We start from the raw sequence: 12549 nt of genomic DNA on the forward strand, positions 1-12549 counted from the left end.
CGTTCCAGAACTCACGCAGAAGTTGTAAGGGCTAAAACCTGCCGTAATGCAGCAATGACAAAAGCTCAGGCGACATCTTCGGTCAGTCGGGAAGGACGGAACCTTGTCACTTACCTCCCCGGGGCTCCGTCCAGAGGAATCGAACATGTCTGAAATCGTCCGCGAGTCGATGGAGTATGACGTCGTTATTGTTGGTGGGGGCCTTGCGGCGCTCGAGCATCCGTTTGACCCGGCGCCGGATGCGCGTCGCGTCGTGGGCGCTGATGCCGTTGAAGTCCGCCAGGTCCATATCCGGGCTTTCGTCCGATGCGTCGACATCGACGGGGGCGGGGTCCCAGGCAGGGATGATCCATCAGCAAACCCCAAAGCGCGGGAAACCCTTGTGCAGAAAGACAGGGCTGCCAAGCCTCAAGGACGATCGCGTCTACAAAATCGTTGGGCAGGGCGTGGCCACGCGAAGTAAGGCATGAATGCGCCCGAAATGCGTTTCGGCGATCGATGCGTGGGCGGTTATACGGTTGAACCGATGTCAGATCATAACCAAAGCCGGTTTTGGTCCGATTAAGGTTATGTTCAAAAGCGATGAGGTCCTTGCGGCACTCATGTTCGCGCACGGCCTGCACGGCCTCTGCCTCACGATCAGCTTGAGTCGCTTGCTCATTGATCAAGCTGAAATAGGTATCAACCCCGCGCGAGATCGCATCAGCGATGAACGCGCCCGAAGACAGAGCGGGATTGAACTCACGTTGATAGCCAGCACCGCCGCCAGCCATAAGCGCGGTCAGCGGATTGAAGCCTGTGGCTTCGGCATTACGACGCAGCTTTTTGTAATCAACGCCTTGCGCCTTGCTGTTACGACCGAACAAGCCGCTAATCAGCAGGCCAGCGACGGCGCTGGCAACGTGCCCCCAAGACCGACATATCAGACGACCTGAAGGCAAAGAGCTTGATGTATGGCGGGATAGGCGGTAGCAAGGAAGCCGCCAACTGCGCCAGCCACAACAGGCAGAAGCAGAGGCAGAATCTTCCCAAAAGCCACTGTTTTCACGGGCTTTCACCTCACAAGAGTAAATGTCCGATAATCTGTATTATGTAATTAAATTGCGTCAGCAGGTTAACCAAACGAGAAGCAGACCGGACGCTCATTGCGCCCGGTCTATTGCCACTACTCAGCCCCGACGCAGCTGTTCAAGCAGCGCGGCAGAAGGCTCGCCGGTCACCGGCAGTCCGCGCGAGGTTTGATAGGCCTTGATCGCATTGATCGTGTTCGAGCCGACGTTGCCATCGACGCCCTGCGTATCAAAGCCGCGCGCGGTCAGCAGGCGTTGCATCTCTTTGCGCTGCTCGATCCTCAGGCCGGGATGATTGGCGGGCCACGGGTTCGCAAGTCCCGGATAACCCTTGAGCCGGTCGGCCAGATGCGCCACCGCCAGTGCATAGCTGTCGGCGTTGTTATAGCGCAGGATGGCGTGGAAATTGCGCGTGATCAGGAAAGCCGCACCGGATGAGCCACCGGGAAGGATCAGCTCGGCCGAGGCGGCGCCAGGCGGCAAGGGCCGCGAGGTTGCCTGACGAATGCCAAGCGACTGCCACTCGGCAACACTGCGGCGCTTGCCCTTGCCGGCGAGGCCAGTGTTAAACCCTGCGGGCAGCGTCACCTCGACTGCAGCGGGCAGACCCGGCTGCCAGCCGGATTTCGCCAGATAATTCGCGGCTGATGCAAGTGCGTCAGAGGGATCGTTCGACCAGATATCGCGCCTGCCGTCCCCCGTGAAATCAACAGCATAGCTTAGATAAGTCGTCGGAATGAACTGGGTGTGGCCCATGGCGCCGGCCCAGCTGCCGGTCATATGTCCAGGGTCGATGTCGCCCGCTTGCAGGATGCGCAGCGACGCCATCAGCTGGCTGCGGAAGAAATCACCCCGGTAGCCTTCATAGGAAAGCGTCGAAAGCGCCTCGATCAGCGGCAGGTCCCCGCGCCGCTCACCATAGGTCGATTCCATGCCCCAGACGGCGGTGACGATCTCTTTATCGACCCCGTAGGTCGCCTCGATCCGGCTCAGCACATTGCCATATTGCGCCAGCGCCGCGCGACCATTGTTCTGGCGTTTCTCTGAGACCGCGTTTTCAAGATATTCCCACAGAGATTTCTTGAATTCTGCCTGGTTTTGCGAGCGCCGCACGACCTCGGGGTTATAGGTCACGTCGCGGAATGCGGTGCTTAGCGTGCTGTCGCTGATGCCTTGGGCGCGTGCTCGTGCCTTGAAACCCTCGACCCAGTTTTGCAGCCCGGCAACCTTTTCGGGCGGCGGGTTCTGATAGCGGCCCCATTTGATCTCTTGTTCCTGCTGCGGCACGCCCATGCCGGTGTAATTCCCGGCGCAGCCGCCAAGCAGCAAAGCCATGGCTGTAAGCGTCGCTGAAAGTCGCAAAGAAAGCCGCATGCCCGTTCCTTCGTCAAAGCGTTTTGCCCCAGCCTAACCGCGGATTTTCAATGCTGAAAGCCGAAATCTTGCCGGTGGCAAAGCACCGCTATGTAAGAAATAACATAATATATTATTAATTAGACATTGATTTTGCTTATTCTATAAGTGGCGTCCAGATGACCTCATCAATTCGGGGCGCTCCGGTTGCCAGCATGACCAGCCGGTCAAACCCCAAGGCGCAGCCCGAAGCAGGCGGCATGAAAGCCAATGCGGCCAGAAAATCCTCGTCCAGCGGATAACGCTCGCCATAGATTCGCGCTTTTTCATCCATCTCGGCTTGAAAGCGACGGCGCTGCTCAACAGGATCGGTCAGCTCGCCAAAGCCGTTGGCAAGCTCGACCCCACAAGCATAAAGCTCAAACCGCTCAGCCTCACGCGGGTCGCCTGAGGTCGGGCGGGCCAGCGCCGCCTCGGCCGCAGGGTAGCGATCAAGGATCAGTGGCCGGCCCATACCAAGATGCGGCTCGACCTTTTCGACCAGAATACGCGACAGAATATCGGACCAGCCGTCATCCGCAGCCAGCCGGATCCCCTGCCCCTCGGCCTGTGCCCGCAATGCGCCGGCATCGGTTTCGGAGCCGTCGCAGGTCGCAAGCAGATCTATACCGGCGTACTCGCGGAAAGCCTCGGCAACGGACATCACCTCAGGTGCAGCATAGGGGTCGCATTCGGCCCCGCGAAACCGCAGCGCCTCGGCCCCCGCAACCTCGGCCGCGTGCCTTAGATATTGCGCGCAATCATCGAAAAGAACGCGATAATCTTCGCCTGACCGATACCATTCCAGCATACAGAATTCGGGGCTATGCAGGGCGCCGCACTCGCGGTTGCGCCAGACGTGACTAAAGGCAAAGATGCGCGCTTCACCCGCCGCCAGCAGCTTTTTCATCGCAAATTCGGGACTGGTGTGCAGATACATCGGCTGAGCCTCGCCATCATTGCCGATCCGGCTGGTAGCGAATGCGTGCAAGTGGGCCTCATTCCCCGGGCTTACGGCCAGCGCCAGCGGATCGACCTCGACAAAGCCCTGTGCACCAAGCCAGTCGCGGATCGCCGCCTGAATACGGTTGCGCGCCAACAGCAAAGGTCGCCGCCCGGCATGGTGGTTGCGGTCCCACCACGGGCTGGATTTTGCGCCGTTCAAAGGGGGGTTCATGCGCGCGACTCCTTCCTGAGTGTCGTTTTCTGCTTGCGGCTGGCGCAAAGCTGCGAAAAACGCTATGGGGTATCATCTTCGCCGGCCCTCGATAGCTGGCCTTTCGGAACTTGAAAAGCAGGCAAGGGAAACCGCCTTGAAAGTCATCGCCTCCAGCCTTCGCAAAGGCAATGTCGTCGAGATCGACGGCAAACTTTATGTCGTTCTGACCGCCCAGAACTTTCACCCCGGTAAGGGCACGCCCGTCACTCAGGTTGATCTGCGCCGCATCTCGGACGGGACCAAGGTCTCGGAGCGGTGGAAAACCACCGAGCAGGTCGAACGTGCCCATGTGGACGAACGCGAATACGACTTCCTTTATGAGGATGGCGAAGGCTACCACTTCATGGAGCCCGAGAGCTATGAGCAGATCGTGGTTTCGCCCGATGTGGTCGGTGATGACAAGGTGTTCCTTGAGGACGGCGTGCGCGTCTTCCTGCAGGTGCATAACGGTGTAGCGATCGCCCTGGAGTTGCCGCAGAAAGTGACCGTCGAGGTTGTCGAGACCGAGCCGGTGGTCAAGGGCCAGACCGCTTCGTCAAGCTACAAGCCCGCTGTGGCCCATAACGGCGTGCGCATCATGGTCCCGCCGCATATCGGCGTTGGCACCAAGGTGATCATCAACACCGCTGACCTGACTTATGTCGAACGCGCCAAGGCCTGAACTGCAGGCCCAAAATTCAGGGCGGGGGATGTGCTATCCCCCGCCCTTTTTTATTTTCGGATTATATCCGCAGATTGTGCGGGTTGTGCGGATAACCCGTCGTCAGGGGAAAATGGGTGCGAGCATCAGCCCTTCGGTCTCGGGCAAGCCCAGCATCAGGTTGGCGTTCTGTACCGCCTGCCCCGAGGACCCTTTGCACAGGTTGTCCAGCGTCGAGACGACCAGTGTGCGACCCGAGATCCGGTCCCCAATCACGCCGATATGGCAAAAATTCGACCCCTGCACATGTGACATGGCCGGCAGCTGGCCAAATGGCAGGACGACGATAAAAGGTTCATCGGCATAGGCATTGGCCAAGGCCGAATGAATGGCCTGCGCCTCGCCCTTGAGATAGCAGGATGCAAGGATGCCGCGATTCACCGGCACCAGATGGGGGGTGAACTGAATGCGGACCTCGCGTCCGGCAAGCGCCGAAAACTCTTGATCGAACTCGCCCAGATGGCGGTGTTTTCCGCCCTGCGAATAGCCCGCAACATCCTCGGAGCGTTCGGCGAACAGCATGTTTTCCTTGAGCGAGCGCCCTGCCCCGGAAACTCCGTTCTTGAGATCGCAGATGATATCGTCCAGATTGATCAGCCCCGAGCCGATCAGCGGCCGCAGCGCAAATTGTACCGTGGCGGCATTACAGCCCGTTCCGGCGACAAGGCGTGCGTCGCGGATCTGGTCGCGATAGAATTCGGTCAGGCCATAGACTGCCTCAGGCTGAACCTCGGGCGCTGCATGGTCTAATCCGTACCAGTGTTTGTAATCCTCGGGGTTGCGCAGCCGGAAATCGGCGCCCAGATCGACGATCTTGACATCCCGCGGCAACTGGCCGACCAGCGGCTGGCTAAGGCCATGCGGCAGGGCGCAGAAAACCACGTCGATGCCCGAGAAATCAATCTCTTCCATCCGCATCAGGGGCGGCAGCTTCAGATGTCGCAGATGCGGGAAAACCTCATCATAGCCCTGCCCGGCTTTGCGGTCAGCCGACAGTGCGGCAACCTCGATCCGGGGATGGGTGGCCAGGATGCGGACAAGCTCCGCCCCCGTATAGCCCGAAGCACCAAGGATGGCGGCTTTCAGCGTCATGTTTCGACCCCGAGGAACTGGCCGCGGCGGCGGCCGAGGATGGTTTTGGCCCATTCCGCAACCTCGCGGCGGCCGGAACCGGCACTATGCCCGGCCCGCCGCCATGTCAAGCTGCGCGCGGGAGGAGGCAGCGGCTTGGGGTGAATGGTCGGGAAAGTGCTTTACCTTGAAGTTTTATAGATTTTATGTTTATCATTCTGATTTTACTATTATATAATTAGAAGTTATTGAATCTTTTCCTTCCACCGTTGGGCGGAACGCCCGCCTGCCTGTGCCGGAGATTGGCGAGCGCAGATTTTGCAAACATGCTCCAAATTCGACATATACCATATAATTAACTGTAATATATGAATAAATAATTCAATCAATGCGGTCAGATCATAATCCTGCGCAAGAATGCTGCATCTGCATCATTTTATTGCGAGACATGCGGGCGCGAATCCAATATTCGGGCAGCGGCCGCCAAGGCCAGGACTGACGGAGAGGGATTGATATGAGTGCGACCCCCGAACGCAAGGACCGCCTTGGTCCCGGCGATATCCGTGCCCGCAAGGGCGGCGAACCCGTGGTCTGCCTGACCGCCTATACCACCCCGATGGCGCGGCTGGTCGATGCGCATTGTGACATTGCGCTGGTGGGCGACAGTCTGGGCATGGTTCTGCATGGCCTGCCCTCGACCCTTGGCGTCACCATGGAAATGATGATCCTGCACGGCAAGGCCGTCGCGCGCGGCCTGTCCCACGCGTGTCTGGTGGTCGACATGCCCTTTGGCAGCTATGAAGAGGGGCCGGCACAGGCATTCCGCAACGCCTCGCGCCTGATGGCCGAGACGGGCTGTCAGGCCGTCAAGCTTGAGGGCGGGCAGCATATGGCGGAAACCGTGGCGTTTCTGGTCGCGCGCGGCATCCCCGTCATGGGTCATGTCGGGCTGACCCCGCAATCGGTGAACACCCTTGGCGGATACAAGGTGCAAGGACGTGGTCAGGCCGAGGCTGACCGTATCGCCCTTGATGCGCGGGCGTTGGCCGAGGCCGGAGCATTCTCGGTGGTGCTTGAGAAACTGCCCGAGGCTTTGGGTCATCGCATCACCCGGGAAATCGCTGTGCCGACCATTGGGATCGGTGCTGGTGCTGATTGCGACGGGCAGGTTCTGGTCGTCGATGACATGCTGGGGCTTTTCTCGGACTTTCGGCCAAAATTCGTCAAACGTTACGCCGAACTTGGCCAGGACGCGGATGCGGCAATCGCCGCCTATGCCGCCGAGGTACGTGCGCGCCGCTTTCCCGGTCCGGAACATGCCTTTGGCGAGGGCAAACCCGCATGAGTGCGCCGATCATCCGCCCGCTTGCCGAATTGCGCGCCCTGATCCGCCACTGGAAATCCCGGGGCGAGACCATCGGCGTGGTGCCGACCATGGGTGCGCTGCATGAGGGTCATCTTAGCCTTGTGCGCGCAGCGCGGACCAGTTGCGACCGGGTGATCGTCACCCTGTTCGTCAATCCGCGCCAGTTCAACAGTTCCGAGGATTTTGCGAAATACCCCCGCACCGAACACGCCGATGCGGCGCTTTTGGGGCCGCTTGGCGTGGATGCGCTGTTTGTTCCCGATGGTGATGAGGTTTATCCGCCGGGTCATGCGACGGTCATTTCGGTTTCGGGCGTAACCGAACCGCTGGAGGGGCAGCATCGCCCCGGCCATTTCGACGGAGTGGCGACGGTGGTGACGCTGCTTTTCAACATGACCCAGGCTGATCGCGCCTTTTTCGGCGAAAAGGACTGGCAGCAGCTTCAGCTGGTGCGGCGGCTGGTGCAGGACCTGAAAATGCCGGTCGAGATTGTCCCCTGCCCCTGTGTCCGTGACGAGGATGGGCTGGCGCTTTCGTCCCGCAACCAGCGCCTTAGCCCCGAGGGCCGCAGCCGCGCCGCCGCCCTGCCCCGTGCCCTGTTCGAGGCCGCGCGAAAGATCGAGGCGGGCGAGCCGGTCGAGGCAACTTTGACAGTAGCGACGGCCGAGCTTGAGGCGGCAGGAATTACCCCGGTGGAATACCTGGAGTTGCGCGATGGCGACACGCTTGAGGCGCCGCAGGCCGGCCGCGCAACGCGATTGCTGGTTGCGGCATGGCTTGATGGCGTACGGTTGATCGACAATGTGGCGGTCAATCTGCCCTAAGCGCCGGGCTGTGCAGGCAGTGCATCAAAGACAAGCTCGGCCAGGAAACCGGGCCGGGCGTTGCTCAGCCGCAATTCGCCCTGCGCTGCATCGGTGATATCGGCGACCATGGCAAGGCCGATGCCCTGCCCTTGTCCGCTCGGGTCAAGGCTAAGCCCGCGTTGGGTCAACCGCGTCAATTCGGCCTCGGGCACACCGGGGCCGTCGTCGCGGATACCTATGTGGATATGCCCATCCTCTGCCTTGATCGAAACCTGTATCATCTCATGGGCGTGGCGCATGGCGTTCTCAAGCAGCGCCCCAAGCGCCTCGGTCAGATCGTCAGGGTCGATCCGGGCCCGCAGGCCAGAGGGTTTTGGCACCTGCCAGTCGAGCGCCGCCCCCATCGGGGTCCGACGCAGAACCTCAACCAACTTGGCAGCGATTCGTTCAGGCTCAGCGCCAGAGGTGTTGCGGTCTGACTGGATGCGTGCACGCGCCAGTTCACGATCGACATGGCGGTGCATCTGGGTGGCGATGGTTTCGATACTGCCGGCGATTTCATCCTCGTTCCGGGCGCGCAGCCGTGCCGCATCGCCCAAAAGGGCTTGTAGCGGCGTCTTGAACCCATGCGCCATATTGGCGGCGCGGTGACGGGCGCGTGCCAGCTCTTGCTCGCGGGCATCCAGAAGCTTGTCGATTTCGGTCGCAAGCGGGATTACCTCGGTCGGCAAATCGCGGCCAATGCGCGGGCGCGAACCCGAGGTCAGCTCGGCCACCCTTGCGCCGACCTGCGCCAAAGGCCGCAGCCCCACGGTGATCTGCAGCCAGCTTGCCAGCAGCAGCACCGCCCCAAGCAGTCCAAGATAGGGCAACAGATCGCCCAGAAAGCCACGTCGCGCCAGCTCAAGCTCATAGCGATGCGAGGCAACGATGATCCGCAGGGGCACCGGATTGGCGCTTTGGCCGACCATCAGGCTTTGCTCGACAGCCAGCAGCGCCTCACCCTGAGGGCCGGGCAGCGACCGTACCTTGACCTCGCCCGGGGATGGGACGGGTTGACCAGTCACCAGCACATGATCCCAAAGCGAGCGTGAGCGGCGGATCTCATCCCCCAGCTCTACCTGCCAGTAATGGCCAGAGAACGGCTGGTCATATAGCGGGTCTTCGGGCGATTCGCGCAGACGTGGGCCCGAGGCCCCTCCCGGTTGCACCATCGCCGTCAGGGCCAGCGCCCGGGCTTGCAGATCAGCGATGGTGACACGTTCTACATGGCGTTCAAACAGGATCGCCAGGCCAAAGCCGGACAGCGCGAGCGCCAGCGCAATCGCCAGCGCCCCCGCCAGCACCAGCCGCCAGCGGATCGAGCGGATCACGCGCTGCCCTGCATCTGCGCCTCGCCCCCTTCGAGGTGATAGCCAAAACCGCGACGGGTCCCGATCACGCCGGCGCCCAGCTTGCGACGCAACCGGGTAATGATGGCTTCAACAGCATTCAGTTCGCGCGAATCATCGTCGCCGTAAAGATGCTCCAACAGCTCGGTCGGCGGTACGGTGCGATCACGGTTCACGGCAAGATATGCGATCAGCCGGAACTCCAGCGGCGTAACCGACACCGGAATACCGTCGATTGAGGCGGTCATGCGGTTGATGTCCACCGTCAGCCGCCCGATCTGTTGGGTCGCATTGCCCCTTCCCCCAGCTCGGCGCACCAGCGCGCGGGCGCGGGCGATCAGTTCCTCCATACGGAATGGCTTGGGCAGGTAGTCGTCGGCGCCGGCGTCTATACCCTCAACCCGCTCGGTCCAGGCACCGCGCGCGGTCAGGATCAGAACCGGACTTTCGCAACCCTCGGCCCGCCAGCGCTTGAGCACGGTCAGCCCGTCAAGGCGCGGCAGGTTCAGATCCAGCACGATCAGGTCGTAATTCTCGGTGCCGCCGCGAAACCACGCTGTCTCGCCATCGGCCACCAACTCGACAAGAAACCCCGCCGCTTTCAGCGCGCGTTCCAGATCCGCGGCAATCCGCAGCTCATCCTCAACCACAAGGGCGCGCATCAGTCGTCGTCCTCTTCATCATCGCTTTCCTCAAGCTTGATGATGGTGCCGGTCCTGGCATCCATCTCGACCTCGATCAGCCGGCCATCGGTAGTGATGAGTTCGACCTCATAAATCAGCAGGCCATCCTCTTGATCCATTTCGATTTCCGTGACCTGCCCCGGATGGGTTTCTTGCAGCTGCTTCAGCGCCACGGCAAGGGGCAGAATCTCACCACGTTCGACCGCAGCACGGGCGAATTCAAAATCTGGCGTCGAGGAGTCCTGCACGGAATAGACCCCAGCCCGCTGTCCGACCGCGGGCGGTGGCAGAAAAGTCAGAATCAGGATCAGCAGAGCGCATCTTTTCATGGTTCTATTCATAAAGAGAAATCGCTGACATCTGACTGACAAACGGCGGCATCATGCTGTCTTGCGGTTATTCTGCCGCTATGCGGGTTTTCTTTCCTTTCAATACACCTCTGTTTAAGAAAACTGACAGAGTGCTGACAGTTCGGGTCAGATCGTTGTCAGCATGGTTATGGCATTGCTCAGCGATCATCGCGGAACACTACCGCTGCTGGAGCAAAGGAAAGGATTTAGTTCGATGGTACGCAAGATCGGCACTTCTCTCTCGGAACGGTTGACCGGGACCAAATACGGTGACTGGCTGTCGGGCCTGGGCGGCAATGACAAACTGTACGGCCTGGATGGGAACGACACCATGTTCGGCGGTGACGGCAATGACACGATGGAAGGTGGCAACGGCCGTGACAGCCTGAGCGGTGGTAACGGCAATGACCTCCTGCGCGGCGGCAACGACAACGACACTCTTTATGGCGGCAACGGTGACGACCGGCTCAGCGGCGGCAATGGCAATGACGACCTGAACGGTGGCCGCGGTGCTGATTACCTCCACGGCGGCGCGGGCCGGGATGAGCTGGAAGGCGGCGCCGGCAATGACACCTTGGTTGCGGGCGCAGGCAATGATGAGCTGGAGGGAGACGACGGCAATGATCGCCTTTATGGCGGCGATGGAAATGACAAGCTGGAAGGCGGTCGCGGCAATGACGTGCTGAACGGCGGTGCCGGTGCCGATATCTTTGAATTCGAGCGTGGCGACGGCCGTGACATCATCACCGATTTCCAGAACGGTGTTGACCGTCTGGATTTTGATGACTTCAGCCGTGCTCAGGTGCAGGCGGTGATCAAGAACGCCCAGCAGGTTGGCGACGATCTGGTGCTGCGCCTTTCGGCCGACACCACGGTCACCATCCGTGACATGCAACTGGGTCAGCTGGATATGAGCGATTTCATCTTCTGAGATCTGCCCTTCATGTCCTGATGAAATACGCCGCCGCATCCCATTGCGGCGGCGTTCTCATGCGGGCGTTCAGGCCCCCGCGATGCGGATCATGCCGTTGCTGATCATCAGAGGCACCGGGTCAAGTCCGCAATCCGTACCCTGCACCGCCGCGCCGCTTGCGATGTCGAATGTCGCACCATGGACCGAACACATCAGCCGTCTGCCATCGGCCGAAAGGATACTGTCGCCAAGGTGATCCAAGGGCAGATAATGATGCGGGCAAGCGTTCACATAGGCCCGGATCTCCTCGGTTAGCCGCACCAGCAACAGGGGAAAATGCCCATTGTCGCTTTCCACGGTCAGGCAGCGGATACGGTCCAGATCAGCATCGGCACAAATATCGGTGCCTGCAGGCGGGGCCGAGGCATAGTCGCGCCAACTCATCGCTTACTCGGCTGCGTCGATCTTTAGCACGCCGCGGCGGATCTGATCCTCTTCGATCGACTCAAAAAGGGCGCGGAAGTTGCCCTCACCAAAACCGTCGTCACCCTTGCGCTGAATGAACTCGAAAAAGATCGGTCCAATGACGGTCCTGGAAAATATCTGCAACAGGATCCGGGTCATGCCACCGCCCAGAACGCCCTCGCCATCAATGAGGATGCCGTGCTTTTTCATCCGCGGGATCGGCTCTTCGTGGCCTTTGACCCGGCGATGTGACATTTCGTAATAGGTGTCGGGCGGGCCGGGCATGAACTTCATCCCCGCCGCGGCGATGCGATCGGTCGCCGAGTAGATATCCTCGGTGGCGATGGCGATATGCTGGATGCCCTCGCCCTTGTATTCGCGCAAATATTCCTCGATCTGGCTGTGATCATCGGTCGATTCATTGATCGGAATACGGATCTTGCCATCGGGCGAGGTCAACGCCCGGCTGACCAGCCCGGTCTGGCGACCCTTGATGTCGAAATACTTGATTTCGCGGAAATTGAACGTGTCGTGATAGAACTTGTACCAGGTGTCCATATTGCCGCGAATGACATTATGGGTCAGGTGGTCGAGGTAGTAGAAACCGAGCCCCTCGGGACGCGGGTCACGCTCGTCCAGCCAATCGTAATCTGTGTCATAGGCGCTGCCCAAATCACCGTAGCGGTCGACAAAGTACAAAAGCGAGCCGCCAATGCCATAAACCGCCGGAGCGTCGATGGATTTTCCGGAACCGGTATATTCGGTCCCGCCAAGATCCAGCGCCCGTTTCAACGCTACCTGCGCATTCACGACGCGCCAGGCCATCGCCGGGGCGCAGGGGCCGTGCTCACCCACAAACCCCGCAGCATGGCTGTCAGGGTCGGCATTCAGCAGATAGTTGATGTCTCCCTGACGATAGAGGGTGATGTTGCGGCTTTTATGCTTTGCCACCGGGACAAAGCCCATCTGGCGGAAAATGCGGTCCAGAACCTCGGGCTGGGGATGGGCGAATTCGACGAACTCGAAACCGTCGGTTCCGGCCGGGTTGCTGGGGCTGATCGTGGCTTTCGGGGCGTCATGCGGGAACGGACCCATGGCGTCTCCTCCTCTGTTCGCGTCTGTT

At 60.4% G+C, this 12549-nt stretch carries 14 protein-coding genes; 6 read left to right on the top strand and 8 right to left on the bottom strand.

The features are described 5' to 3' along the window. Positions 1–145 precede the first annotated feature (145 nt). Together PARACOCCUSGL_RS21790 and PARACOCCUSGL_RS0108670 are read left to right on the top strand one after the other, a co-directional pair. Complete coding sequence (locus PARACOCCUSGL_RS21790; protein ID WP_138918316.1) at positions 146–463, top strand: hypothetical protein; 318 nt, start codon at positions 146–148, stop codon at positions 461–463. A 7-nt stretch (positions 464–470) separates the two neighbouring features. Next, on the top strand, positions 471–935 hold the full coding sequence (locus tag PARACOCCUSGL_RS0108670; protein ID WP_010395366.1) for a hypothetical protein: 465 nt from the start codon (positions 471–473) through the stop codon (positions 933–935). Positions 936–1169: 234 nt separating this feature from the next. On the opposite strand, the gene PARACOCCUSGL_RS0108675 is transcribed toward PARACOCCUSGL_RS0108670, so the two are convergent. Both PARACOCCUSGL_RS0108675 and epmA read right to left on the bottom strand, forming a co-directional pair. Then, entirely contained in the window at positions 1170–2444 is a 1275-nt protein-coding gene (locus PARACOCCUSGL_RS0108675; protein WP_010395368.1) for a lytic murein transglycosylase, read from the bottom strand. 136 nt (positions 2445–2580) lie between these two features. After that, a complete protein-coding gene (epmA, locus tag PARACOCCUSGL_RS0108680; RefSeq protein ID WP_010395370.1) occupies positions 2581–3639 on the bottom strand; it encodes an EF-P lysine aminoacylase EpmA in 1059 nt (352 codons plus the stop codon). Positions 3640–3775: 136 nt separating this feature from the next. Between epmA and efp the strand changes: the two genes are divergently transcribed. Next, entirely contained in the window at positions 3776–4342 is a 567-nt protein-coding gene (efp, locus tag PARACOCCUSGL_RS0108685) for an elongation factor P (RefSeq protein ID WP_010395373.1), read from the top strand. Positions 4343–4444: 102 nt separating this feature from the next. Here the strand turns inward: efp and argC are convergent, their stop codons facing one another. Continuing rightward, a complete protein-coding gene (gene argC / locus PARACOCCUSGL_RS0108690; protein ID WP_010395375.1) occupies positions 4445–5473 on the bottom strand; it encodes an N-acetyl-gamma-glutamyl-phosphate reductase in 1029 nt (342 codons plus the stop codon). A 493-nt stretch (positions 5474–5966) separates the two neighbouring features. Between argC and panB the strand changes: the two genes are divergently transcribed. Together panB and panC are read left to right on the top strand one after the other, a co-directional pair. Then, complete coding sequence (gene panB / locus PARACOCCUSGL_RS0108695) at positions 5967–6797, top strand: 3-methyl-2-oxobutanoate hydroxymethyltransferase (RefSeq protein ID WP_010395376.1); 831 nt, start codon at positions 5967–5969, stop codon at positions 6795–6797. Beyond that, positions 6794–7642, top strand: coding sequence for a pantoate--beta-alanine ligase (panC, locus tag PARACOCCUSGL_RS0108700; protein ID WP_010395378.1), 849 nt, complete (start codon positions 6794–6796; stop codon positions 7640–7642). The genes panB and panC overlap by 4 nt, the downstream gene beginning before the upstream one ends. Here the strand turns inward: panC and PARACOCCUSGL_RS0108705 are convergent. From PARACOCCUSGL_RS0108705 to PARACOCCUSGL_RS0108715, 3 genes are read right to left on the bottom strand one after another with little or no spacing between them, the layout of a single operon-like run. Then, the gene (locus tag PARACOCCUSGL_RS0108705; protein ID WP_010395379.1) at positions 7639–8997 is read right to left on the bottom strand and encodes a HAMP domain-containing sensor histidine kinase; all 1359 of its coding nucleotides are present in this window, start codon (positions 8995–8997) and stop codon (positions 7639–7641) included. The genes panC and PARACOCCUSGL_RS0108705 overlap by 4 nt on opposite strands. Further along, positions 8994–9677 carry a response regulator transcription factor gene (locus tag PARACOCCUSGL_RS0108710; protein WP_010395382.1) on the bottom strand — a complete coding sequence of 228 codons (684 nt, stop codon included), beginning with the start codon at positions 9675–9677 and terminating at the stop codon, positions 8994–8996. Before PARACOCCUSGL_RS0108710 ends, PARACOCCUSGL_RS0108705 begins: the two co-directional genes overlap by 4 nt. After that, on the bottom strand, positions 9677–10027 hold the full coding sequence (locus tag PARACOCCUSGL_RS0108715) for a PepSY domain-containing protein (RefSeq protein WP_010395383.1): 351 nt from the start codon (positions 10025–10027) through the stop codon (positions 9677–9679). The genes PARACOCCUSGL_RS0108710 and PARACOCCUSGL_RS0108715 overlap by 1 nt, the downstream gene beginning before the upstream one ends. 235 nt (positions 10028–10262) lie before the next feature. On the opposite strand from PARACOCCUSGL_RS0108715, the gene PARACOCCUSGL_RS0108720 reads away from it, so the two are divergent. Beyond that, positions 10263–10979 carry a calcium-binding protein gene (locus PARACOCCUSGL_RS0108720; RefSeq protein ID WP_010395387.1) on the top strand — a complete coding sequence of 239 codons (717 nt, stop codon included), beginning with the start codon at positions 10263–10265 and terminating at the stop codon, positions 10977–10979. 69 nt (positions 10980–11048) lie between these two features. Here the strand turns inward: PARACOCCUSGL_RS0108720 and PARACOCCUSGL_RS0108725 are convergent, their stop codons facing one another. Together PARACOCCUSGL_RS0108725 and hppD are read right to left on the bottom strand one after the other, a co-directional pair. Beyond that, positions 11049–11405 (bottom strand): Rieske 2Fe-2S domain-containing protein, encoded by a 357-nt coding sequence (locus PARACOCCUSGL_RS0108725; RefSeq protein WP_010395388.1) that lies wholly within the window; start codon positions 11403–11405, stop codon positions 11049–11051. Between the two features lie 3 nt (positions 11406–11408). Then, entirely contained in the window at positions 11409–12521 is a 1113-nt protein-coding gene (hppD, locus tag PARACOCCUSGL_RS0108730; RefSeq protein WP_010395391.1) for a 4-hydroxyphenylpyruvate dioxygenase, read from the bottom strand. Between the last annotated feature and the right edge of the window lie 28 nt (positions 12522–12549).

The organism is Paracoccus sp. TRP (assembly GCF_000185925.1).
GTDB lineage: Bacteria > Pseudomonadota > Alphaproteobacteria > Rhodobacterales > Rhodobacteraceae > Paracoccus > Paracoccus kondratievae.

Excerpts from the sequence above, each read along its gene's own strand:
- PARACOCCUSGL_RS21790 (WP_138918316.1), top strand. The coding sequence starts at position 146 with ATGTCTGAAATCGTCCGCGAGTCGATGGAGTATGACGTCGTTATTGTT.
- PARACOCCUSGL_RS0108670 (WP_010395366.1), top strand. The coding sequence starts at position 471 with ATGCGCCCGAAATGCGTTTCGGCGATCGATGCGTGGGCGGTTATACGG.
- PARACOCCUSGL_RS0108675 (WP_010395368.1), bottom strand. The coding sequence starts at position 2,444 with ATGCGGCTTTCTTTGCGACTTTCAGCGACGCTTACAGCCATGGCTTTG.
- epmA (WP_010395370.1), bottom strand. The coding sequence starts at position 3,639 with ATGAACCCCCCTTTGAACGGCGCAAAATCCAGCCCGTGGTGGGACCGC.
- argC (WP_010395375.1), bottom strand. The coding sequence starts at position 5,473 with ATGACGCTGAAAGCCGCCATCCTTGGTGCTTCGGGCTATACGGGGGCG.
- panB (WP_010395376.1), top strand. The coding sequence starts at position 5,967 with ATGAGTGCGACCCCCGAACGCAAGGACCGCCTTGGTCCCGGCGATATC.
- panC (WP_010395378.1), top strand. The coding sequence starts at position 6,794 with ATGAGTGCGCCGATCATCCGCCCGCTTGCCGAATTGCGCGCCCTGATC.
- PARACOCCUSGL_RS0108710 (WP_010395382.1), bottom strand. The coding sequence starts at position 9,677 with ATGCGCGCCCTTGTGGTTGAGGATGAGCTGCGGATTGCCGCGGATCTG.
- PARACOCCUSGL_RS0108715 (WP_010395383.1), bottom strand. The coding sequence starts at position 10,027 with ATGAAAAGATGCGCTCTGCTGATCCTGATTCTGACTTTTCTGCCACCG.
- PARACOCCUSGL_RS0108720 (WP_010395387.1), top strand. The coding sequence starts at position 10,263 with ATGGTACGCAAGATCGGCACTTCTCTCTCGGAACGGTTGACCGGGACC.
- PARACOCCUSGL_RS0108725 (WP_010395388.1), bottom strand. The coding sequence starts at position 11,405 with ATGAGTTGGCGCGACTATGCCTCGGCCCCGCCTGCAGGCACCGATATT.
- hppD (WP_010395391.1), bottom strand. The coding sequence starts at position 12,521 with ATGGGTCCGTTCCCGCATGACGCCCCGAAAGCCACGATCAGCCCCAGC.